Annotated in this window: 20 protein-coding genes and 1 pseudogene; 15 read left to right on the forward strand and 6 right to left on the reverse strand. The window is 37.6% G+C overall.

Annotated features, from left to right (window positions below; genetic code table 11):
* Positions 1-55 precede the first annotated feature (55 nt).
* From nhaD to ACM9HF_RS10010, 4 genes are all read left to right on the forward strand, one after another.
* On the forward strand, positions 56-1,300 hold the full coding sequence (gene nhaD / locus ACM9HF_RS09995) for a sodium:proton antiporter NhaD (RefSeq protein ID WP_473618208.1): 1,245 nt from the start codon (positions 56-58) through the stop codon (positions 1,298-1,300).
* Between the two features lie 14 nt (positions 1,301-1,314).
* Entirely contained in the window at positions 1,315-1,986 is a 672-nt protein-coding gene (locus ACM9HF_RS10000) for a YoaK family protein (RefSeq protein WP_077340891.1), read from the forward strand.
* A gap of 327 nt (positions 1,987-2,313) precedes the next feature.
* The gene (locus tag ACM9HF_RS10005; RefSeq protein ID WP_473618209.1) at positions 2,314-2,613 is read left to right on the forward strand and encodes a hypothetical protein; all 300 of its coding nucleotides are present in this window, start codon (positions 2,314-2,316) and stop codon (positions 2,611-2,613) included.
* An 80-nt stretch (positions 2,614-2,693) separates the two neighbouring features.
* The gene (locus ACM9HF_RS10010; protein ID WP_473618210.1) at positions 2,694-3,785 is read left to right on the forward strand and encodes a hypothetical protein; all 1,092 of its coding nucleotides are present in this window, start codon (positions 2,694-2,696) and stop codon (positions 3,783-3,785) included.
* An 88-nt stretch (positions 3,786-3,873) separates the two neighbouring features.
* On the opposite strand, the gene ACM9HF_RS10015 is transcribed toward ACM9HF_RS10010, so the two are convergent.
* From ACM9HF_RS10015 to ACM9HF_RS10040, 6 genes and pseudogenes are all read right to left on the reverse strand, one after another.
* Positions 3,874-4,188 (reverse strand): hypothetical protein, encoded by a 315-nt coding sequence (locus ACM9HF_RS10015; RefSeq protein ID WP_473618211.1) that lies wholly within the window; start codon positions 4,186-4,188, stop codon positions 3,874-3,876.
* A gap of 284 nt (positions 4,189-4,472) precedes the next feature.
* Positions 4,473-7,607, reverse strand: coding sequence for an efflux RND transporter permease subunit (locus tag ACM9HF_RS10020; RefSeq protein ID WP_473618212.1), 3,135 nt, complete (start codon positions 7,605-7,607; stop codon positions 4,473-4,475).
* Positions 7,608-7,624: 17 nt separating this feature from the next.
* The gene (locus ACM9HF_RS10025; RefSeq protein ID WP_473618213.1) at positions 7,625-9,124 is read right to left on the reverse strand and encodes an efflux RND transporter periplasmic adaptor subunit; all 1,500 of its coding nucleotides are present in this window, start codon (positions 9,122-9,124) and stop codon (positions 7,625-7,627) included.
* A gap of 2 nt (positions 9,125-9,126) precedes the next feature.
* Entirely contained in the window at positions 9,127-10,557 is a 1,431-nt protein-coding gene (locus ACM9HF_RS10030) for a TolC family protein (RefSeq protein ID WP_473618214.1), read from the reverse strand.
* Positions 10,558-10,703: 146 nt separating this feature from the next.
* Positions 10,704-11,078 (reverse strand): hypothetical protein, encoded by a 375-nt coding sequence (locus ACM9HF_RS10035; RefSeq protein ID WP_473618215.1) that lies wholly within the window; start codon positions 11,076-11,078, stop codon positions 10,704-10,706.
* Between the two features lie 265 nt (positions 11,079-11,343).
* Positions 11,344-11,883 (reverse strand): annotated as a pseudogene (locus tag ACM9HF_RS10040) (PhoH family protein); the annotation flags it as partial.
* A 110-nt stretch (positions 11,884-11,993) separates the two neighbouring features.
* Here ACM9HF_RS10040 and ACM9HF_RS10045 point away from each other — a divergent pair.
* The 11 genes from ACM9HF_RS10045 to ACM9HF_RS10095 all read left to right on the forward strand — a co-directional run bounded on the left by ACM9HF_RS10045 (position 11,994) and on the right by ACM9HF_RS10095 (position 24,964).
* Positions 11,994-15,266: a hypothetical protein gene (locus ACM9HF_RS10045; protein ID WP_473618216.1), complete on the forward strand. Its 3,273-nt coding sequence runs from the start codon at positions 11,994-11,996 to the stop codon at positions 15,264-15,266.
* Positions 15,256-17,625, forward strand: coding sequence for a hypothetical protein (locus tag ACM9HF_RS10050; protein ID WP_193332411.1), 2,370 nt, complete (start codon positions 15,256-15,258; stop codon positions 17,623-17,625). The genes ACM9HF_RS10045 and ACM9HF_RS10050 overlap by 11 nt, the downstream gene beginning before the upstream one ends.
* Positions 17,618-18,322 (forward strand): hypothetical protein, encoded by a 705-nt coding sequence (locus tag ACM9HF_RS10055; RefSeq protein WP_473618217.1) that lies wholly within the window; start codon positions 17,618-17,620, stop codon positions 18,320-18,322. Before ACM9HF_RS10050 ends, ACM9HF_RS10055 begins: the two co-directional genes overlap by 8 nt.
* A gap of 3 nt (positions 18,323-18,325) precedes the next feature.
* Positions 18,326-18,778, forward strand: a complete 453-nt coding sequence (locus tag ACM9HF_RS10060) for a hypothetical protein (RefSeq protein ID WP_227009439.1) — start codon at positions 18,326-18,328, stop codon at positions 18,776-18,778.
* Positions 18,769-21,000: an AAA family ATPase gene (locus ACM9HF_RS10065; protein WP_473618218.1), complete on the forward strand. Its 2,232-nt coding sequence runs from the start codon at positions 18,769-18,771 to the stop codon at positions 20,998-21,000. Before ACM9HF_RS10060 ends, ACM9HF_RS10065 begins: the two co-directional genes overlap by 10 nt.
* Positions 20,993-22,342 (forward strand): hypothetical protein, encoded by a 1,350-nt coding sequence (locus ACM9HF_RS10070; RefSeq protein ID WP_227009438.1) that lies wholly within the window; start codon positions 20,993-20,995, stop codon positions 22,340-22,342. The genes ACM9HF_RS10065 and ACM9HF_RS10070 overlap by 8 nt, the downstream gene beginning before the upstream one ends.
* Positions 22,343-22,792: 450 nt before the next feature.
* Positions 22,793-22,972 (forward strand): hypothetical protein, encoded by a 180-nt coding sequence (locus ACM9HF_RS10075; RefSeq protein ID WP_473618219.1) that lies wholly within the window; start codon positions 22,793-22,795, stop codon positions 22,970-22,972.
* Between the two features lie 134 nt (positions 22,973-23,106).
* Complete coding sequence (locus ACM9HF_RS10080) at positions 23,107-23,484, forward strand: MerR family transcriptional regulator (RefSeq protein WP_193332408.1); 378 nt, start codon at positions 23,107-23,109, stop codon at positions 23,482-23,484.
* A 60-nt stretch (positions 23,485-23,544) separates the two neighbouring features.
* Entirely contained in the window at positions 23,545-23,934 is a 390-nt protein-coding gene (merC, locus tag ACM9HF_RS10085) for an organomercurial transporter MerC (RefSeq protein ID WP_008109712.1), read from the forward strand.
* The gene (locus ACM9HF_RS10090; RefSeq protein ID WP_227009437.1) at positions 23,922-24,146 is read left to right on the forward strand and encodes a GDCCVxC domain-containing (seleno)protein; all 225 of its coding nucleotides are present in this window, start codon (positions 23,922-23,924) and stop codon (positions 24,144-24,146) included. Before merC ends, ACM9HF_RS10090 begins: the two co-directional genes overlap by 13 nt.
* Before the next feature lie 65 nt (positions 24,147-24,211).
* Positions 24,212-24,964, forward strand: coding sequence for a phosphoribosyltransferase family protein (locus tag ACM9HF_RS10095; protein WP_138628172.1), 753 nt, complete (start codon positions 24,212-24,214; stop codon positions 24,962-24,964).
* Positions 24,965-25,086 lie beyond the last annotated feature (122 nt).

Below are 25,086 nucleotides of genomic sequence, written 5' to 3' on the forward strand. Positions count from 1 at the left end.
ATATACCGCACTATTTTTATTAACTAACACTATTGTAAAAACTACTGGAACCCCGATGCTAGAATACATCCTTATTTTCATTGCCTTACTTGCACTGTTAAGTATTGTTTTTGAAGAAGTTACTCATATCAACAAAGCAACTACCACACTTTTTTTAGGCTGTATTTCATGGCTTATTTTATTTATGAATGCCGCACCGGGTCACGATAAACTTATCACTCACCAGCTCAACGAAAACCTTTTAGAAATAGCCGTACTATGGCTGTTTCTTATGTCTACCATGACCTTTGTCGCCTATTTAAATGCCAAAGGTATTATACAAATGGCGGTTCAGCGTTTATTTCCCGCTGAAATTTCCGCTAAAGCCTTAATGTTTCTTGTGGCTATATTTTCTTTAGTTCTTTCTGCAATTTGCGACAACGTAACCGCAACCTTAGTTTCATTAACATTATTAGAATCTTTTAACTTACCTAAAAAAACTAAGCTTAGAATGGCAATTTTAATTGTATTCGCGGTTAACTCAGGCGGTGTAGCGCTTATAACAGGTGACGTTACTACACTAATGATATTTTTAGATGGCCATGTAAAAATGTCGCAATTATTTCTCTTACTTTTACCTTCTTTAGCCAGTGTCATGTTTTTAGCCGCTTTACTATCAAAAGGAGCCAGAGGAAAAGTGATTACTGAATCTATTCCTAATAACTACGAACGCGTTGATATTTATATCGCTGTTATATTTTTTGGCACAATAGTAATGACCATGCTAATGAATGTTCTGTATGGCATTCCACCTGTACTTACCTTTTTAACAGGCTTATCACTCATGTTTTTAATCGGCAGAATTTATAGAAACGATGCCGAAGAAACCCAAATATTAGAATACATACGTAAAATAGAATACGACACTTTATTGTTTTTCTTAGGAATTTTATTACTTGTTGGTATGTTAAAAGAAATTGGAATATTAACCCTTGTTGCTCAAATATATGCCAACTTCGATCCTAATATATCAAGCTATTTCGCAGGTATTGGTTCAGCATTATTAGACAACGTACCTTTAACCGCGGCCTTATTAAAAGCAACACCTGTACTTAATACTCCACAATGGTTAGCATTAACATATGCAGTGGGTGTAGGTGGTTCGTTACTGGTTATAGGATCTGCCGCGGGTATTATTGCCATGAGCAAAATGAAAGAAATTACGTTTATGTCTTACATGCGCTACATTCCAGCATTACTTGCCGCCTATACTTTAGGTTATGTATTAACGATACTATTGGCTAATTACTTTTTTAATTAATATCAGGTAAAGCATTGATAAATAAGTTACCCCAGTGGATAAAACACAGCGCATTTATTTTAGCCCTCGTTGCAGGGTGCATAAATGCGATAGGTTTATTGGGTTTTGAACACCAATCGGTATCTCATGTTTCAGGTACCGTTACACTGGTAGGAACCACTTGGGTTAATGGCTCAACACACGCCTCGCTACAATTATTAGGTATATTAATATCGTTTCTTTTAGGTGCAAGTTTGTCTGGTTTTATTGTGCATTCAAGCACCCTTAAAATAGGACGCAATTATGATGTTTGCTTAGTTGCAGAATCTATATTGATATTTATCGCATACTTCTTATTAACCAATCATTCTTTTTACGGACTATTTGCCGCCACAGCAGCATGTGGCGTTCAAAATGCTCTTGCCACAAGTTATAGCGGAGCTATTATACGCTCAACGCATTTAACCGGTATCTTTACAGATTTAGGACTTATGTTAGGTTCAGCCCTGAAAGGAAAACCATTCGACAAAGGTAAAGCAAAACTATTTATTTTTATTATTTTAGGATTTGTTTTAGGTGGAACCTTAGGAACTTACTTATTCGCTTATTTTGAGTTTTCTGCGCTGTTATTTCCCGCCGTTATTTGTTTACTGCTCGCGGCTATTTATCATTTCACCATTAAGCACACAGTAAATGCAAAAGTGTAGATAATCCAAAGTTGGGTTAGGTAAGATAAAAGCAGTGTCAACCTCATTAGTCGGTTATTACTGAGAAGTATCCGTAACAACCCGTAACTTGAGATACATTAACACTCACAAATTAACCCATTAAAAATTAAGTACTTAATAACCATTCTATAAGTATAAATCACTAATAAGTCTCAGTAATATTCAATAAGAGTTTATTTTGGAAATATTACTGTTTCTAATTCATTGAAATTATGGAATATTAAGCAATAATAAATTAATTTTATGAGACGGACATTAGTGAGAAGTCTCAATAATGAGCTGTTAGCAACCTAAAAGGGTTTGAGTGTGAATCTAAATTCTAAGCAGAGAAAAGTATTTGTTCTAGGGCTATTTTTAATTATTGGTATTTGCTTATTTCCGCCTTGGATTCAAACTTTTTCGAACAAAAGTACCTATTCAGAATCTCCGCTGGGATACAGTTTTATTGCAGAACCTCCAAGTCCTATATCTTTTAAACGCCAATACGGTGTTAAAATTGATATTGAGCGTTTAATTCTACAACTTATAGCTGTAATGGCTGTAAGCGGTATTGGTATAATAGCATCCAGAGAGAAAGCATCTAACAAGAAAATCAACAACACGTAACAGTTGGCTACGCTTCGCTACATGATTTTAGTCAACCATGACTTAGCCTGTTATTTGGGCTTTTATATTTAAGGACGAATATGAGTACCTCTATCCATACAGTTGATGCCCGTGGACACATAATACTTGAAACTATGCGAGACTATTTTGGAGCTACGCCAGATGTAATGCTTCGTGAAATACAAAATATGGTAGCCACAACTATCGACGTACTTAAAGACAAAGGAATCAAATACCAGGAATTACGAACAGCATTGGTTCCTAGAACAGATAGAATTGAAGCAGGTTTTATTTTTAACACACAAGATATAGTGTCTTATGGATATGGGAATGAGGTAATGAAGCAATTGTTGCCACTCTTGAATCCTAAATCAAATTATAGCATTCAGTGCGGGGACTTAGTTGGAGAGGATCAAGAATTCATATTTTCGACTCTCCAAGAATTTCTGTTACTTTCAAGAAACTTAGATTTTGTTCATGGTAGCGCCCTGTATTGCGTTTACATAAACAATTTAACTGAAGCAGGTTTAGAACGAATAAATAAATCTCTTTCTAGCTTTAAATCATATGTGGGCTATATTCCGTGTACATTCTCATCGAGAGCAAGAGTTTATTTATCCACAATACTCGTGAATAGTTTCCTAAAGCATGGCAATAAAGTGATTATGGGGCATGAGGATGATCGATCCAATAAAGAAAATATAAATATAAAAGGTTATCCATTCGAAGACTTTGGAATGGATGTATTTAGTCTCCAGTCAGTTTATTTTGACGTATTTTTAAGTTACAAAATTGAAAGACCTGTCTTTAAAGGCTTTGAATCAGATACTGAACTTTCATTGAACGCAATATCCTCTCAGATACTACCAATAGATAAATTTAATGTAGAAATTGAAGAAGCAAAGCATGGATATTTAAAATCTGATAAGTGCGGCAAGCTTGAGAAAGCAGGCATTGAAGCTTTAAGTAAAGATGAACTTTCCAACCTGATCCGTTCAAAAATATCTGAAAGCTATATATATAATTTGTCATATTCATCAGAGTATGATGTATCAAAGTTTAACATTATGCTCGAAATTCCGAGGTTGGACGGTGGATATCCAACAAGAGTAGTGGCGGCTCTTGAATATAAACCAAAAGACCAACTATTACGTGTAATTACTATGCACTAAAAACATACAAATCACTATAGTTAAATCCCCCACCTTTATTTAGAACATCAGAACATCAAGGGGTCAGCTAACTTAGAACATCAAGGGGTCAGCTAACTTGATTTTCGTTTTTACTACTAACGATTAGATTACAAGCACTTACCACATCAGCTCGGTAAGACTCTATAATTTCAGCTAGCTCTTTATCTGATTTAGCTAAAAACTCAGCGGAACATCTTGCTCTAACATGCCTTAAAGGTAAATGATCCGTATCTGATGAAATTACGCTAAAAACATGAAATTCAGTATTCCAACATTGACCATATTTTTTATTTCCAATTCGACAAAGACTTATAACTGTATTTAAGTAATCATCATCACTTTGAAGTAATTTAGTAGCAAGCTTTATAGCGTCTTCTGACATTTAATTAACACCAAACTTTAGAAACGTATAATGTCTCAATAAGAGACAAATGATAGTTAGTTAAAATAAGCGACAAAGGAATAAAAACCAACTGTTATTTATCCTTTTGAATGACCTGTATTGCTATTTTTATGACTCCTATAGTAGCAACCCCAACTATGCTGCGAATGTTTTTAGTACATCACTAATACAATTAACTGCTGATGCTAGAAGTCATTTGGTGGATCTAGCTATAGCCACTCCCACCCTTTCATTAAAAATATAATAACGCTATAGCACTTCCTCTAGCTATTGGCGTTTGCTCTAAAAGCTGAAACCTTGGTTAAATAATAAATAGCAGGCAGTACGAGTAAAGTAAGTACTACAGCGCTTGCCATACCACCTACCATAGGCGCGGCAATTCGGCTCATAACTTCTGATCCCGTGCCTGTGCCATATAGAATAGGTAATAAGCCAACAATGATTGCTACTGCCGTCATCATTACGGGTCGAACACGCATGCCTGCACCGTCTAATACCGCTTTGGCTAAATCCGTTTCGTTAGGCTCTCTACCTTCCGCAACACAATGCTCTTTCATTGCTTTAAGTGATTGATTTAAATAAACCAGCATAATCACACCTATTTCAACGGCAACACCTGCTAGTGCTATAAAGCCAACACCTACCGCGACAGAAAAATTAAAACCTTGTAGGTACATTAACCAAATACTGCCAACCATGGCTAACGGTAAGGTCCCCATAATAATGGCAACTTCAGTAAAATTTCTAAAATTTAAGTAAAGCAGCACAATAATAATGGCAAGCGTTAATGGCACAACGTAAGTGAGTTTTTCTTTGGCGCGTAACATGTACTCATACTGACCTGCCCAAGCAATAGAATATCCTGCTGGCAGAACAAGTTGGTCGGCCACAATTTTTTGCGCGTCAACCACATAAGAGCCTACATCAACGCCTTCAATATCTACAAGTACCCAGCCATTAATACGCGCATTTTCACTCTTAATACCCGGAGGTCCATCTTCAATAATAATATTAGCAACGTCTGCTAATAAAATATTCATGCCATTTGGCGCAACAATAGGTAAGCGCGATAACGCTTCAGGTGAGTTCCGGTAGTCTTGTGGATAACGTAAATTCACCGGATAACGCTCTTGCCCTTCAACCGTTTGTGTTACGTTCATACCACCAATAGCTGATGAAACAATTTGTTGTACGTCAGCAATATTTAGCCCATATCTCGCGGCTTTTTCTCTTTGAATATCTACTTTTATATATCGACCGCCAGCAACACGCTCAGAATAAACAGAAGCGGTGCCACTTACATTCATTAATATTTTTTCAAGTTGCTTTCCAATATCTTGAATTACCTCAAGATCAGCACCTGCTACTTTTATACCTACAGGCGTTTTAATGCCGGTTGCTAGCATATCAATTCGGGTTTTAATCGGCATTACCCAAGCATTAGTAACACCGGGGAGCTTCACTAAGTCATCAAGCTCTTTTCTTAAACTTTGCGTTGTTACACCTGCGCGCCATTCAGATTTAGGCTTAAATTGAATAATGGTTTCAATCATGGTTAATGGCGCTGGATCTGTTGCTGTTTCTGCTCGGCCTATTTTGCCAAATACCGTATCAACCTCAGGCACTGTTTTAATCAGCCTATCAGTTTGTTGCAACAACTCTCTGGCTTTACCAATAGAAATACCGGGATAAGTGGTTGGCATGTACATTAAGTCGCCTTCATCAAGTGGCGGAATAAACTCACTGCCTATTTTGTTTACAGGCCAAAAACCAACAATAGTCACTAAAAGCGCAATAACAAGGGTAAATTTAGGGAATTTGAGTACTAAATTTAACGCGGGTAAATATATCGTTGTTAATAATTTATTCACCGGATTTTTATGCTCAGCTAATACTTTACCTCGAATGAAATACCCCATAAGTACAGGCACTAAAGTAATCGCTAAAGCCGCTGAAGCCGCCATGGCATAAGTTTTAGTAAAAGCTAAAGGCGAGAACATGCGCCCTTCTTGTGCTTCTAACGTAAATACTGGCACAAAAGATACGGTAATAATGAGGAGTGAGAAAAACAATGCGGGCCCCACTTCGCTGGCTGACTCTGCTACAACCTGCCATCGGTTTTCTTTAGTAAGCGGTGTTTTTTCCATGTGTTTGTGCATGTTTTCAATCATGACTATTGCGCCGTCGATCATAGCGCCTATGGCAATAGCAATACCACCAAGCGACATGATGTTGGCGTTAATTCCCTGTATATGCATAACAATAAATGCGGTAAGTATGCCTACAGGTAAACTAATAATAGCGACTAACGATGAACGAACATGAAACAGAAATACGATACAAACTAGCGCGACAACAATAAATTCTTCTAGCAACTTATGCCAAAGATTACTCACCGCTTCACCTATGAGTTTAGAGCGATCGTAAACCGTCACTATTTCAACGCCGTCAGGTAAACCTTTTTGCAATAATGTAAGTTTAGCTTTAACACCATCAATGGTTTTTTGAGCATTTTCGCCGTATCGCATAACAACAATACCGCCCACTACTTCACCCTCACCATTAAGTTCTGCAATGCCTCGGCGCATTTGTGGACCTGTTCCTACTTGAGCAACGTCTTTTATACTTAACGGTGTACCTTGCTCGGTAAGCCCTAGCGGTATAGCTTCAATATCTTCAATACTTTTAATGTAGCCTGTTGTGGTTACCATGTATTCGGCTTCAGCCATTTCAACCACTGATGCGCCTGTTTCTTGGTTCCCCCTTTTTAACGCCATTTGAACGTGGCTTAGCGGAATGTTATAGGCTCTTAGTTTGTTAGGATCTACCTGTACTTGGTATTGCTTTACCATACCGCCTATAGCAGCAACTTCAGACACTCCTGCAACTGTTTGTAATTCATATTTTAAAAACCAATCTTGCAGGCTACGCAATTCGCTAATATCTAAATTACCGGTTTTATCGATAAGTGAATAAAGATACACCCAACCCACACCGGTAGCATCTGGTCCTAATTGCGGACGAGCACTTTCTGGTAAAGATGGAGCCACTTGGCTTAAATATTCCAATACTCGGCTTCGCGCCCAATATAAGTCTGTAGCTTCATCGAAAATAACGTAAACAAAGGAATCACCAAAAAAGGAAAAACCACGCACAGTTACTGCTCCGGGTACTGATAACATAGCCGTAGTTAATGGATACGTGACTTGGTCTTGAACCACCTGTGGCGACTGCCCTGTATAGCTTGTTTTTATAATAACTTGCACGTCAGACAAATCAGGTAAAGCATCAACTGGCGTATTTTTAAGTGAATATAAGCCTCCACCAATTAATATCAGCGTTGCTAAAATAACAAGAAAACGATTGCCGATAGACCATCTAATAATAGCTTCAATCATGTTAATTTATCCCTACCTTAATGACTTAAATGGTCTGGTTCTGATTCAACTTCGGCTTTACCCATAATATGAATAACGGTTATTTCATTGCCACCTTCATCTGTTTTTCTCACCTCAAAATGTAATGATTGTCCTGCCTGTAGCGTATCTACGTTTATGCTATCTGCAAGGTCAAAGTTCATTGTCATTTCGGGCCAGTCCCAAGCTTCTACAGGTCTGTGAGTTATATTAATCATACCTGCGTCTTTCATCACATTATTGACTTCACCCTGTATCCAAACCGAAGTTGGCATTTCTTCATGAGTCATACGTTTAAAGTCTGAATTTTTACTCGACTCTGAATCAATTAAAAATTGTGCTGATGTTACTACCACATCATCTTCATTAAGCCCGTTAAGTATTTCAATGCTTTCTTGATCAACTCGTCCAATCATCACCTCAATGGATTTAAACTGACCGTCGCCTAATGCAAGTACCACACGGTTTTGTTTACCTGTACGTATAACCGCTTCTTTAGGAACTAAAAGTGTATTTTCAACACCATTGGCATGTATAACCACTTGAGCAAACATATTAGGTTTTAGCTCAAGGTTTTTATTATCAAACCTTAAACGAACGCGCAGCGTACGACTTTTCGCATTTAATGTGGGATAAACGTAATCAATTTCTCCCATCCATTCTTTACCGGGTAAATAATCTAAGGTCATCGAAACCGTTAAACCTGCTTTGATTAAAGCCGTATCTCTTTCAAAAACGTCAGCTTCAACCCACACTTGATTGAGCTGAGCAATACTCATTAAGGTTTTTGCGGGATTAACATAAGCACCTTCTCTTATGTTTAATGCTTGAAGTACACCTGATTGTGGAGCATAAAAAGTAACATTTTGTGTTAACGCTCGCGTTTTCTCTAATGAGTTAATAAGGTTAGGTGAAATCTGTAATGTTTCTAATCTCGCTTTTGCCGCTTTGATTAAGGCTGTGTTATTTCGCTTTAAAGCAATCAAAAACTCTTCTTGGGCGTTTACCAATTGTGGCGAATACAAGGTATACAAGGGCTGCCCTTTTTCTACGGTATTACCTGTTGCTTTAACAAAAAGTTTTTCAACCCAACCATCTACACGTGGAGCTATATGCACCAAGCTATCTTCATTGTATTTAACATAACCGACTGTTGAAATTTCGGTATGCATTCGCTTAACTTCAACGGAAGCGGTTCTTACACCAAGGTTGTTAATTACGTGCGGAGCTACTTTTACCGCACCGGGGCCAAAATCGTCTGAAGACTCATCTTCTGCATAGACAGGAACAAGATCCATTCCCATAGCTGATTTTCCCGGCTTGTCTCTGCGGTAATTAGCGTCCATAGGCGCAACCCAATAAAGAGGTTCTTTTTCTGCTGACTGCATGGCTTCACTGTTATTTTCAGGTGACATTGATGGTTGAAAAAGACTAAGTGCGCCAGCTCCTAAAGCAACACCAACGATTAAAGTTATAAAAGTTTTAGTATATGACGACATGGTTATTCTCCAGACATTGAGTTGTTAACTGTTTCAGAAGCAATGTCTGATTGAGTAAAAAAGTAATTAATGCGCGTAACCGTTTTTAACGCGTCAATATCAATATTAAGTGCGGAAATTTTTGTATTAAGTTCGGTGATTCTTGCTCGAACCACTTCTGAAAAATCGCCATCATCGTTGGTATAGGCACTAAGCGCGACTTCAGCTTGTTCATGTGTTTGGGTTATTAGTTGAGTTGAATAAAGGGTTTGGCGTTCTGACAAACGTTTTAGTTGTCTCACTTCTTTTTCGATATTGCTGATCATCATTTTAGTGAGCAGTAGTTTGTCTGTTTTAATCGCTTCAGACTGAGCAATAGACGCTGCGACTTCTTTATCTTGGCGGTTTTCAGTAAACAATGGCACGTCAAACGTTACTCCAACAGAGAATAAATCAGCGCGGTCAATACCTGACGGCATATCGTCTCGGTAGGCGTAACTTGCATTAACACCCCACTGAGGTTTGTATTGTTGGTTAGCTAAATCAACGTCTTTTTTAGCGGCTTGTTGTGATAAGTTAATAACCAACAAAGAAGGATGATTAACTAGCGCTTGAGCTAATTTATTTCGGGAAAATGGAAGTTCTTTAAGTAAAGCAGCGTTATTTAAACGAATAACAGGTAATGTATTTGAAACTTTAAATGTTGCGGCTTGTTCGTCAAAATTAATGGCATAATTTGAATCGCTCTCATCGTAACTATGTAACCATTCGTTTAGCTGGGCGATTAACGATTCAAACTTTTGATATTGCACGCTTAAACGATCTTCTAGCTGTATTAACTCAAGCTGTGCACGAATAACATCTTGTTGTCTTGTTTTGCCAACCCCTGTTGAATAACTCGCTTTAACCACATCAGCCATTTGTTCAAATAGCCCTTTGTCGTGATTAATTAATTCAATGGTTTTTTGAGCAAGGTAAGCATCTAGCCATAGTTGCGAAACTTGGGCTTTCAACTTAGCTTTTCTGTCTTCGCGTAACAACGGAAATTTATGCGACTCAACCTTCAATTTTGATTGCCTGATCGCTAAAGAATCTCCTCGTGGAAACATTTGACTAACGCCCACTTTCAGCTGAGTCATGGCTTCTTGATCAAGATCCCAAGTATCTGTTGGAGTATTCAACAAACTTAATGACACTTGAGGATCAGGGAGTGTTCCCGCGGCAATACTTTTAAGTTGAATAGCCGATTGTTTTAACTTGTTTCCATGGAGCCAAGGATCGTTATTTTGAGCCTTTTCAATAGCATCATTCAATGAAATCACTTGTTCAGCATTTACGCTTGATACTGATAAGTTTAATAACACACCAAGTAAAACCATGGTTATTTTTGATGTATAACCAAAAGAATTTACAGCTACTGATTCAAATAAGAAGCGAGATTTATTTACAAACATTTTACCCTCCAGAATATCTGGAATAAGCTTTAGTACGCGTGAACAACACTAAAACGATTAATAAAGAATTGAGTTATACGCTTAGTTAATCAATATGATTATTAGCGGTATATGTGCAGTCAAATTTTAGATGCACTGATCCTGTATTAGGTAATAATTGGAGGGCGGTAAAGGGATTTACTATAAGAAATGGGGGTTACAGAATTGAAAAAGTTAATCGCTTCTGAAGATTCTTCAATTTTAAATAAAGAATATTCTGAGTGAAAAACTGAAACCGATGAACATGCTTGAGTTGGGCAATCACAATCAGTGTCGCAGCAGTCGATGTTAGCACTAGATTGTTCACCCATCATGCTATGGTCCATATTACTCATATCGTCCATTGAAGAGTGGTCCATCATCATTGATTTATTATGATCACAATCCATCATATTGCATGGCATAGCCGTATACGCCAGCGCTTGACCAATAAAGGTCAGCAACATAGTCGTAATAACTAATACTTTTGCAAATGATTTCAATAGAACATTCTCAAGATAACAATCTCTTTTAAAGTACATTTTAGATGTATAAAAGTAAAGCGTTTTAAAAGACTGCAGGGATATACGATGCAATTTAAAAGGGTAAATTATCTTTTAAATACAATAACTAAAACACATAAAAGATAAAGTGACAATTATTACCTAAGGTATTTCATGGAAACAAAACTCAAGCAGCACCGAGTACAATTTAGGTATTGCTTAAGTTCATAAAAACTGAAAACTATAACTAACACGCGCTTAAATGTTATAAATTTTCTTCCGCAAACGATGCTAAACGGCTACGAACTACTCCATTTAAGTGCACGGTTGTACTACCTGGGAAGTTTTTAAAACGTTCAACAATGTAAGTTAAACCTGATGTTACTGCGGTTAAGTAATTACTGTCTATTTGCGCTAAGTTACCTGAACACACTAACTTAGTCCCCTCACCACAACGAGTAATAATAGTTTTTAACTGTGACGCGGTTAAATTCTGACACTCATCAAGTAATACAATGGCATTTTGAATACTGCGACCGCGCATAAAGTTAACGGATTTAAATTGAATATTTGCCTTATCCATAATGTAATTTAAACTGCCATTCATGTTCTCGTCACTCTTATGCAGTACTTCTAATGAGTCTGTAATAGCTGATAACCACGGAGCCATTTTTTCTTCTTCCGTACCGGGTAAAAACCCGATAGATTCAGCTATCTCTGGCGTACTTCGGGTAACAATAATTTTATCGTATAAACCTCTTTCAACTACTTGTTCTAATGCCGACGCTAAGGCTAAAAGGGTTTTAAGGTATTATAAATTCAAAATAGATACACCGACCGACCGATTAAGTGTTATTATTTGCAATCATTTATCTGAAAGTCGATACAATTTTAAGGTATACCTAAGCTAGTCCTATGAATGACAATAAAAATAAAAGCATCCTCAACATCGACAATACAATTTTTCAAAGCTTAGCCCCAAAAGGCAGCTTTTTACAACATTGTTTAATCAATTCTAAATGGGATGATGAAAACGAAAAAACCTCATCTCTAGCGCATTATAATTTACGATTAGCGATATCAAAATTGCTACAGCTAATAAATACTGATGAAGAAGATCACCAAGCACTAATCCATTTATTAGTGAGTAAACCAGAGACTGTAACCATCAAAGATCTAATCCAAGGTTACAAGTCAGTTGATCTAGCATTAGTAAACAGCTTTCCTTTGAGCAGAGCCAAAAGCTACAGCACCGCAGTCAGAAACTTTTTCAATTCATTCAGTGCTCCCATAGAAAATGGTTTTAATGCATCAGAATTAACATATGAAACACTATTATCAACAAATGTAGACTTTAAGAAAAATCCCAACATCGATCTTTTTGCCATTGATGTAAAAAATAAGATTAAGTTTACCGTTATTGATCCCGACACTTTGCCAAATCTATTTGTTAAAGACTCGGTTTTACACGATCTTCTGATCAATTTAGAAAACGCTTCAAAAGAACAGCCATTTGAATACTCCGTCATCGCAGGCTTTAAAAATGTGTTACGCGAAATTGACAAGTGGCCTGAAAATTCTCAGATAAAAATACTACTCAACAGCCCATTAAACGAATTAACGCTAAATACAATTATCGATTCGCTAATCGATTTTGAGAAAAACTTACATAAGGCTTTACCAAATAGAAAGTTGAATCAGCCAAGTACACTGTTTAGACAGAAGCTCTTTGAGCATGGGCTAACTGCTCCTGAACTAAATAAAGCGAAAGACCTCTTCAAAACCAACTTTAACAAAGCTGGTCAGTTAAAATTTAAGCCACGCTTCATAATACAGTGTGAAAACAATGAGCATATTGTAGATTCATTTCAACTACCATTAGTTCTGCCGTTGGAGAGTGTGGGCGAGGATTGTTTTAGTCAGTTCGAAAAAATATCAGAAACCAGCCCTGCCGATACGGACAGCGTAACTGACCTAATAGAAATCTTGATACTGCTTCAGCAAGGGGGATATAGTGATGGGAGATTACTATTTGCTAAAAAGCCCGAAGACTTGATTACTTATAATGTTTCCAAGGGCTTAATCGATCTAGAGTTATTAATCACCGAACACTTCCCAAACAATAAGCAAGAAAAGCTGCAACTCATTCGTGACTTTCTGAACCTATGCGAAACCCCAACTCAAAGTGGAAGGTTACTAAAAGATTTTGAGATTGATTCGACTATTAATCCAAAAGAAAAAATTAATACAATGGCTTTTCAAGGTTATTCCAAAGCTAACGGTAAAAAGAATGATATCACCGTAAAATTTAACCTGACCAAGCTAAAACCTTTGTTGAAATTAAACAGTGTCTTAGTCACAGCTTTGAATAAATTACAAACGCACACAGCGACTACACCAATGCCTGCCACATCTTTATCTGACATAGAGCGGACTTTGGGCTATATCGTAGATACATCACTAGAGTCAGCACAAATAAAGCATATCCTTACCAACCCACTGTCTGAATTAGAACAGCGAGATTTCAGGTTAGGTTTTGCTCAGCTTGAAGACATCATCGATGAGATGGATATACAATTAAAGGCACTTAGAAGCCAAGGTCTACGTACATTCTTAAGTAATCATGCTGGTAAAATCAACGGCTTGATTGATATAAAAAACTGTGGTTTTAAATCTAGATTTAGCGCATCTGACGAAATGAATGCTCAAAAGCTAATTGAGCCTGTTGATGAGAATGGTGATGTATTACCCAGCCCTATTCAAAATCAACAACAATCGCTATCAGAGTTAAGAAAAAATGTACAAGAGTACTTTGAAAAGCCAATTAACCAGATACTAAATTCGTGTAAGAAAGAAGTTGAATGCTATAAGCAGCTTGTATCTACTTTTAACACTTACACGAAAAAAGACGAAAATGGGGTTCACATCAAAAATATCCCAGAAGAAGTTACTGCTTTAGTTAAAAACAATCAAGTTGAGGGAGGTAGAGGAATTCTAAAGTCACAAGCGAGTGCCATTAGAAAAGAATTTACAAATGAAGTTGTGATGGGTGCTTACCTTCGGCATCAACTATCCATTGGAACAACAAGCACAACCTACTGCTCTCAAAAATCTGAGTTAATCCCAACTTATGTGAAACATTGGTTTCCTAACTCAAGTACAGGTATGAGAGACTTCTTTTGGTCAGGCATATTTTTACCAAAAAACATTCTTCTTGTGTGCTTTATCAGATTAGCTATTAGAACCACTTGGAATAAAGATGTAATAGCTACGTTGACTCGTGCAAATTTGCCAGAGCAAATACCAGAAGGACCTTTTGTACTTGCTGGGTTCAAAGAAAAAGTAGGTAAAGAGGCTACGCCCGTTACGATTGAGCCACATGAAAAAGAAATTCGTGAGGTGATCAGCTTTCTTATCCAACATCATGACAACATGGTGCGAATGGGCTTTAAGCAAGAGAGTATTTGGGATACTCCGGGTTCGACAAAACTAAATTTCCTATCGGCAAGTATTTTAGACAGGCTACGCGATCACTATACCCTTCCTTATTTTCGGATGGAGTTATTAGCCAAACATCAAATGAATCTAAGAAAAGGTATCGACGGTAGCTTAGTAAATTCACAACGTGAACGAAATCATGCAACCAGTAGAGTAACTTCTGCTTATCTAACGCACCCTATCGCCGTGATTGAATATGAAGCCAACAATGCAGACTTCCAGCGAAAATTTGAAACAACCGTTCAGTTTAGACATAAAGAAGCATCTATAGAGAAATACGGCTTAGATCGTAGCAACATTGACGAGGATTTGATCGTAGCACCAGCAGAGCATAAAGAAGAATTGCCTGAATGGTTTATTTTAGCAGACGGCTCATCATGCACAGACATCTTCGCTGCTGTTGATAAATCTAAACAGGATAGTATCTGTAAAGGTCGAAAGTGCCATTCAGGAGAAGGTTGCGAGTTCAATCGCGTTGAATTGGGTGTTGATGAATTTGTACGAACCCTGCGACATCAGGCTTATTACATAGCACGTGGAGAGGTGCTGTTGGCAAAGCATGGTAGAGAATATTTTGATGAGTATATTGCACCTGACATGCGATTTACGTTTGGTTTGGTGAAGTATGTAGAGTTATCCAATCCTCTAATGTTCAAAGAAGCTAAAGGGAGATTAGAAAATGAACAGTAATCTTAAGTACCAATTCTTAGAAGATATAAAGCCGGAAGACATACTGGAAGAGCATGATGATCTGCTTTTAGAAAATGCAAAACTGTTGCAAGTTACAGATGAAAAGCTCTCTATTGAAGGTACTGTTTTACATTATCACGCAAAGATAACTGGCGCTAAAGCCAATGAAACGGTGCTACAAAAAGGCTCTGTAGATCTGCGAGATATATGGGTTCCCGGTGCTGCGGGGTGGCAGCACCCAGTGCCTATATTGGTTTACCCTGACTATGCCAAGGCACTTGTTGAAATCATCGATATCTATGCAAACAGAGCTAAACATACGCCGACATTTGTAAAAACAGGGGTAATGTCGCAAGTTAACGTTGCAGCGCAATTCATTGAATATATGTGCTTACATGGTCATCTCGTACTAAATGGAGTAAATCAAAAGCAAATCGATAAGATGAAAGTAACGCTCAAAGAAGGTGGTATTCCAGCAACGCTGGCCTTGCATGACCGAGTTAATTCATTTGTCGATTTGTTAATCGAGAATGACGAACTAGAGCCATTTTTAATCAAAGACGGTAATACCGAAAACTCTAAAGTAACGAGTATAAGAGTACCTAAAATTGCCCAATGTATCGGTGCGGTTAGTCTTGAAAATCAAGTTCCAACTAGTGTTTACCAAAGAGTAACAGAACACCTAAAATCAAAGGGAGTTAAAGTCGGTGCTCGTTTAGCATCCAAAGGCGCATCTTCACCTTCTCAACCAGCCGTTAAATCTTTGAATAACTGGTTTGGTACTTGGAATAGGTTTGCAAAACTAGATAACGAAGATCGGATGCAGTTTATTCCTTTTCCTAACCCTAACCAGCTTTCTAAAAAGCTAGGTAAAGTAGCTGGTCGCACAAAAAACTTGGATTTAGAACATGTTGTTGATCTATTGGGCGGTTCACACCTTTGGGTATACGAATATTCATCCAAAATAATTTCATTAGTAAATGAAATTACCAACTTAAAAAATCAATACCTTGATGAAGGGCTTCGCCATCGAACACTGACTGAAGGTAGATTTCCAGAATTTTTAGTTAGCTCAAAAAAAGTTAAAGAGCTTGAAAAGCTGCTTGGCATTGAAATCCATAAATCGAGTTTAACTGCTTCAGATAAAGAATCAGAGGCGTTCTCTGTAACCGAGGTAATCACGTTATTGATGACCGCATGTTATGTCATATTGCAAACTTACAACGCAAGAAGACAAGCAGAAATCCAGCACCCTCTCATCGGTATTACAGAAGAGTTCTTCCGTTGCAAAGATAAAAAGTTCAATTGGTATCAAGCCTGCTTTTATAACGAGAAAAATGGTGAGCGCCGCTGGTACACAACTAATAACGGTAGTACCAAAGCAATTCAATGCTTAATTAAATTGAAAAAAGCATGGGGGGCTGTTGATGTTGACGGCTTGTTTAATGTGCCAACCTTTAGAATTGATGAACAAGATAACTTCAAACACTATAAATATCATTTTAATAAGGGAAAAGATTCAAAGATCACTGGCAACGCCTTCTTAAAAATGATGCTAGGTGATGCAGAAGTGGATATGAAAAGCCACCCATTCAGACGTATCTATGCCGTTATTTACCATTATCAGTACAAAAACGCAGACTTACTAGCATTATGTCACCAGCTAGGACATGTTGATCCCGATGAAACAACTGTGTATGTGACGGAGCCTGCCGCTAGAGAAACGCATGAGCAACTTCATCATAAAACCAAGCTGACTCGAAATGAGAGAGCTGAATCTACCATTGCGATTAAAGAAGAAAACAAAGCACTAGATAAAATAATTGCTGAAGTAGGTGTTGAAACAACGGCAAAAGATATTCTGGCTCTACTTATGGGCACCGAAGAAATGGCAGGTAAATATACTTCTTATTTGAAAAAGGTTTACCGAGTTTTACAAAAGAGTGTCAGATTCAACAACTATACCAAAGACAAGTACGGTAAAGGCTTTAGCGAATTACCTGACGAAGAAAAAAGTAATGAAATGGCTCAAGTGCTGGATGCTAGAGGCCACAAACACAAACCTAAACCACATGCTACTTGCCATAAAAAAGAGGGAGAAGCTAAAAAGCATAAGGCACCTTGTGAACCATCTGTGTGTAAAGGCTGTGCATACCAAGAAGTAAAACGAACCCAGCTTAATATTATGAAAGAAGACTTAATCGCGCTAAAGGCAGTCCAAGCTGATTATTTGACGCTCCCTGTTGAACGTATGCGAGCTAAGGAACAAAGCGCTAATTTAGAGATTTTAATTGAAAGCCATGAACGCACAATGAAAAGAAGTAAGAGTATTTTCCAAGCGGAGCAACCTAATGGCTAAGACAAAACAAACCCAAGATCCCCAACAAAAAGAAGCTTTTGAGCGCATTGAAAGAAAAGTGGAAATACTTGAAAAGTGGGCAAGCGAGGGAATCCCCTTTGTATTAGTTAATGGTAACAAACAGGTTGATGACAAAGGAAAATATGTCCTTGAATTCTTCCCTACCAGCCCTACAGGGCTTAGAAAGTGGAACGGTAAACAAAATAGTAAGGATGTTGTTAAGCAATATGATATTCCGACATATACAACATCTGCAAAGTCTCTGGATGCAATACCTACGAGCTTAAAGCTAAGAATTTATGGCGATAAAAATAAACTAAACATTTGGGAAAGACTGAAGTTTAAGGCCAAGCTGCAAGCCAACACTAAAGAAAAGAACGCCCTGCAAGAGCTAGAGGAAGAGCTTAAAGTATCTAAAGTTAATCACCAAGGGCTAGCAAACGAATTAATTGAACTTAGAGTGACTAACAAATACTTGGAAGAAGAGAACTGCACGTTAGAAAACCAGATTGAAAGTATACGTTTGTCTATAAAATCCCAGCTTGATCTGAAGAAAAAATTACTTAAGCAGTCTGAGCTAAAAAGTAAGAAACTCAGTATCGAAAATACAAAGCTGAAAAAGCTTTTAGACGAACATGGTATCGGCTACGAAAATGCTGACGAGAGCACCTCTATTATTGATTTTTCGGGGAAGTAAATAATGGTGAATAAGCGCAGAAAATCTTCTCAGGATATCGGTAAACAGAATGCTAAAAAGATAGCTGATTGGGTAAATACTTCGCCTGTTATCCCTTTGTATCAAGGTCGGGTTAACAAGACTCAAATTTTCAAGATGCATAATGTGCCTAAATCAACCCTAGATACGAATGAAGATCTACAAAAATTATTTGATCCTGATGGTCCAATAGAGAAGCTAGTTCGAAAACAAAAAGGGCTTGAGATTGAGCTGTCTAATGATGTTGAAGAAGAAAATTCAGTAAAAGAAAATCTAGAAAATACGGTTTCAAATAGTGAGCTTGAATTGAAAGTTAAGGCATTAGAGACACAGCTTAACTCTATTCAATTAGATCTGGCTTCAGAAGAGTTTTTGTTGGCAACAGGTCGGTATATTCCAAAACTTTACTTGGATGATGGTGACGTGTCATGCAAATAAGCAATATATCGTTTCACGAAGATGTTAAGCAATTAACAGGCGTAGTCACTTTAGTTCGGCACCATACACAAGATAAACGTGGTATTTCATCTATTTTTTTATTAAAGGTTGCACGTGAAAAAATAATCGTGAAGGCTGAATTCGGTGCAATCACCTCAATCCCACAAACAGGAGAAATCTGGAGGGCGACTGGTGATTATTTCTTTGATAAAGAGTATGGCTCACAGTTTGTTGTTAATGAGGCTTCAAAGCAGCACCCCAGCGCAGAAATTACAACAGATGTTCTTTGTGATTTTCTTATCTACAACGCCCATTTCGTCGGGATAAATAGCTATTGGGCGAAGAAACTTAAGCTCGCTTTTGGTGAAGATTTATTAGCTGTTTTACAAAGTTACTCAGCTAAAAAGTTATCTAACTGTAAAAAGCTAAAAATCTCACCAGTTATGGCCCAAAATCTTTGTGATGGTTGGGCTAAAGCTGTTGGTGAAACTGAATTAAATCTATTTTTTGAACGACACGATTTACCAGTTGAGTATGTTGAAGCGACTCGTCAGCTATTAGGACATGACGCAAGTAGCCTGATAAAAAAGAATCCATATCTGCTCTATCCTATAACCTCTGTAAATGCTGCAAAGCGGAGATGGAAATCACTAGACAAAAAATTAAGAGTTAATTTTGATATCAATTTGAACGATAAGCGTAGAGCGATTTCATTTATTGAATCACTACTCTATTCAGCACTAAGCAATAACGGTGATATGGCATTACCTGCTGATGAAGTCAAAACTGAGCTGATTGAAGCGGGAATTGAGCTAGAACTTGATGAAGTTGAAGACTGTGCTTTTCAGACGCTTTGTTTCAACAAACAAAATAACACTATACAAATTTTAGGTCATCAGGCGATTGAGAAGGCAATAAATGCATTATTTCACAGGCGTTTATCTAAGATAAAGCAGCTATTTGATAGGAGTTCATTGGCGTTTGGCGAAACGTTATCAGTACTAGAAAACAATAATATTGAGCTAAATCCTCTCCAGTTACAGGCATTAGGTAATGCCTTTAATCAGCCTGTTTCTTTTATTGTCGGGGAAGCTGGAACAGGAAAGTCTTTGCTATCCCAGATCATCATTGATGTATGCCTTAATAATGGTATTAACGTTTGGAAAGTTAATTCAGTTGTTCGTAATGAAGATAATATACTGCCTAATTTAAAGGGAGAATCTATTAATCGCTTCATTTCACAGGCAAAAAAGCGAAACCTAAAAGGCGCATTGTCTGAGGCACTTATCCTGATAGAAAATTCAAATTCAGTTGATATGTTAACGCTGTATAAACTTTTAAAGGTTATTCCTCTTAACGTTCACATTTGCTTTATTGGCGATAAATTTAAATTACCCCCTATAGGTCCGGGATCGTTTTTCAAACAGGCTGTTGAATTAAAAGATGAAGCCCTAACAGAGTTAATTGAAGTGAACGGTGCCGAGTCCCAGTCTGATATCCAACGGCTGTATAGCTCTTTAATTGGTGGCGCTGCATCATCAGTATTTGATGCTATTCCTGCATTTGACGTGTCAGAAGAACAAAGCCTAAGTATTTACCATACTGAAGATAAATCTCACGAGATGCTTAGTACCGTTGCGACCAATATTTGGTTTGAATTGACTTCAATGTTAAGTGATGTACCTAAGATCATTTGCTCTAGTCCTCAATTGTGCGATGGCATAAATTCCCAAATTCAACGGGTTCGTTTTGATCGGAAAAAAGTAGCAAAGCTAGAAATTGGAGAATCTATTTTCTACGCGGGGGAGCCAATTATTTTTGCCAAACCTAATAAATTTGTCGATGTACCAGTTGGCACATTAGCAGACATTGTAGAAGTTTACGAAAAGCCTGTCGTTGCATATGGACGTGAGTGTTGGATGAAGATAGACATTGGCGGTGATTGTATCGATTTGTCATTAAATGATATTGAAAGTATTGCACTTTGTTATGTAATTACGGCTCAGAAGGTTCAGGGTAATCAATTTAATCATTCTTTAGTTATTTTGGATAATTTCTATTTGATTGATAAATCATGGCTTTACACATGTATAAACGCATCTAGAGAGTCGATGTTATTTATCGGCAATAGGAGTCAATTAGTCAATGCGGTTGATGCCTCAGAGTTTAGCGCTAAGAGACATTGTGGCGTTCCGCTTAAATTGGAGGTTTCAGATGAGTAACGGTATTACTGAAACAAAGATACGCTATGATCGTCAAGACCACTATGTTTACCAAGATATCAACGGAGAGGTCCTTTGGGGGCCTACTGACTTTCTAATCAATCTTGATAGAGATCCTAAGACCAAGCGCACTTATCGAAAGGCTATCAGACGATTATTTAAATTCTTAAACTCTGGCAAACATAAAATAAGCTGGCTTGAAATGAACGACTCACGCATGAGGGAGTTTAGGGCATTCTGTTTAAAAGCAACAAAAGCAGATTCTCGCTACAGAGGTAATGAAAACGTTGCCAAGCAAACGGTCAACAGTGATTTTTTGATGCCAATCTATAACTTTTATCATTGGGTACAAAAGCAAGGTACATATCACCCAAATATTCTTGGTTTTGATCCGGCCAATAAGTTTTCATATCAAATAACATCATCATTATTATTGAAAGAAATCGCCGTATCTAGAAATGAAAAGCCAAATAATAATTCACTTTATCCAGAATTATTTAGAGATTGTGATACGAGAAGCCGAAACAGAAAAGATGCAAGTGAGTATGAGCTAGAAGAACTAAATAATTACATAGTTAATGAATATCAGGGCTATGAGCGAGCGTCACTACTCTTAATTGCACAGATCATGAATGAAACGGGTAGCCGCCCGATTTCAGTTAGTAGCTATCGTAGACTTCAATTTTCTAAAGAAATCATCGAAAAAGAGTTCTTCCTCAACAAGCAAGATAGTTTATCAATTGTTCCAAAGCTGGCTAAGCAAGGAAATACTATGCCAGTGAGCTTTAGATTCTCAACAGTGCTCGCTGTCAGGAATTTCGTTGAGAATGATTTGGAAGAGTTTCTCACCAACATTGATACTGGCAACTACGATGGTCATTTGTTCATAGACCCCAACAACTTTAAACCATTAACGGCGGAAAATATCAGCAAGCTCTTCAGTGAAATCACCACAGAACTTGGCTGGCCTAAAGGTAAATCGATATACTCATTACGTCATAAATTTTCAGGCGATAGCCTTGATAAGCATTTGGACGCTGCAATAGAGCTAGGCTTTAGTGCTAATGAAACCGCAATTGCACTTCAGATGGAAAAAGAGATGACCCATCGTAGCTCCGGCTCTCTAGAAGACTATATTTCGAGTCGTAAAAGAACGATGCAACAAACTGAATCTTTTAAGAAGTCATTAAAAATTAGTGAACTAGAATCAGATAAAACTCGCCTTGAGTTAGAAAGGCAAAAAGCGATAGAAAGCGCAGAGCAAAAAGATGCAGAGAATCAGGCACTGTTATTAGAAATTCAAAAGCTACAAAGCCAACTAAAAGACGGCGATATTAATTAGTAAATATCTGAATCGGGGATCTCAAGATCTCCTAGATCACCAACCTGCGAATAAAAAGGATGAGTCTCAAATGTATATATTTTATCATCGGACTCGTTATCTTTCGAAACGGCATAGTCAAAGCTTGTAGTGTCGGATTCTAACGAGTCGAGAACGTCACTAAGTTTTGGGTACTTGAATTCAAGTTTCCTATTCATCGTAAACCTCTATAGTTCGCCCTGAGTAATTATAGTATAGAATGAGGGTCATAGACTCTCCCGTTCAGCAAATGCTAAGAAGTGGTGCTTACGATTGAGTTTTTGAAAAAGTAACCTTTGAGAGGTTACTTTTCAAAGGAGTACAAAATAGTAACCGTTGAAAGGTTACTACTTGGCGGCAAACTAAATCTATAGTAGATCTCAATTCTAGTTTTGGTGTTACTTTGAATACGCAAGCTTAAGACTATAATCAGTGAAAATAAAAAATCCACACACGCTCAAACAAGCTTTAGCAAATATGAAGCTCGAAAACTTGTCTCCATCTCCTGAAGTTAGTGTACTTCTGCAACAAGCATTAGTGGATGAGAACATTGACACAGATGACATAAGAAGCCTATTACGTGCTGCTCACCTAACTGATGAAGAATGTTAGTACACTGAATATCAATCGACTCGGTGAGCAATTACAAAACCGTGACCAATAATAATTGAGAGAATTATTTCTTCAACATTAAGGGCAATTTTGAATATTGGTATAATGACACTTATTAATTGAAGAGCCTGTTTATGAAAACCATAGGTAAACTTGCTAAAGAGCTTAACATTAGCGTTGAAACAATCCGTTTTTATGAGCGTCAAGGTCTGATAGAGCAGCCTTTAAAACCAGAATCTGGTTACCGAATGTATGGCGATGCCCTTGTCAATCAACTCAAATTTATTCTGAAAGCTAAAGCATTAGGGTTTACGCTGAAAGAAATTGAATCACTGATGTCACTCAGCGGAAATTGCGCAGATATAGAGTCGATGGGGTTGCAAAAGCTGCAACTCATACGAGATAAGATCGATGATTTACAGCGATTAGAGAACGTGATTCAAGATATGACAGATTCTTGCAAGGCCAATCAAGACCCAAAAACCTGCCCCATTATAAATTCACTTAAATAGCTATTGACCCCGTACTTATGTACGGAGTTTATACTACCTTAAAAATTGAGGTAGATAGTTATGATCAATAAAATTCTAGATAAAGTAGGTTCTGGTGGCGTTTGGCTAGCCGCCCTTAGCTGCACAGCATGTTTTCCGGCACTCGGCTCATTGGCATCCGCTCTTGGGTTAGGTTTTCTTTCACATTTTGAAGGGATAGCGGTGAACACCTTATTGCCATTATTTGCTTCACTAGCGTTGTTAGTTAATTTCTATAATTGGTATCAACATCGAGATTCATTGAGAGGCGTTTTAAGTGTCATTGGCCCAATTGCAGTATTGCTGACCCTGTATCCTTTATGGCAATACGACTGGAGCACTTACTTATTTTACTTTGGGATCATTTGGATGGTCGTAATGTCTATTTTAGATATTGTTAAGCCCATTAAGGAACCAGTATGCAAGGTATAGAACTAGAATCTAAAATCACTTGCCCCGAATGTGGATTTAGCAAGGTGGAAACCATGCTAACAAACGCTTGTCAGTGGTATTACGAATGCGAAAGCTGTAAAGCACTGCTTAAACCGTTAAAAGGTGATTGTTGCGTTTATTGCTCTTACGGAACAGTTAAATGCCCTCCTATTCAAAAAGGGACGACCTGTTGTTCAAAAAACGAATTGTGAAGATTCCATATTAGCCAATAAATAGATAGACTGAGTACAATAATTACATCTATTTGAGGTGACAATTGGGGCTTATAGTACAAGGAAATGTCGTTAAAGTTGATCACGATAATAAAGAGTGGTTGAAAACCAGACCTCAAGGAAATCCAACCAAAGAAGAGATAGGCGGCCTAACAATTTATTCTTTGTTTAAGAGATTATTAGCTTCGGCTAAATCAAGAAGAAAGCACCGTAAGATCCCCGGTGATAACTGTCCAATAATCTACGCATTAAAAGGCAAAGATAACCTTACTACTGATATTACCAGCATTAAACTACTCAGAGAAAGCTATAGTGTTATTGTTAACAGTTTTCAAGCTGAAGAGCCTAATGGCTATGACCTGATTATCTCGATGCCCTCTTCACACAATATTAGCCGCCTTATTGGCAAGCGTTTAGCAAATATTTTTACTGCGCATCACTCATCCGACTTTTTACGTAAGTTGACTATTGAAGAAGCTCTTGCACTATTAGATAGAGCTGATATCAGCGTGGAAGAGCATAAAACATTATCACATAGGCTGAGAAAGCAATTGACCGAGAAAGGATTTCAAGGCGATTTTTCTTTAAAAGGAATTCCCGTTCCATACAGAAGTGAATTTCCTCCGTTATGCTTGAATAACACTACAGTGGTTAATAACGAGCCTCAACGAATTCTATTAGTAGATGATCTTCTTGCCACTGGTACTACATTGAAAACAGCACATGATCTGGTAAAATCCTGTTACCCGCACGCAGTAGTGCATGGTGCGAGTCTAATCAGCTCATCTGCTAAATGATCTTGACGAATACGTCAATTAACATCATAATTGTAAATATAGAGTGTGCTTGAGTCTCCCCGCTCTTAAAATCCAGACGAGACCCGCGTAGGCACCTTGCTGAAGGTCGGTTCGTAAAGGAC

Source organism: Colwellia sp. RE-S-Sl-9 (assembly GCF_048296855.1).
Taxonomy (GTDB): Bacteria; Pseudomonadota; Gammaproteobacteria; order Enterobacterales; family Alteromonadaceae; genus Pseudocolwellia.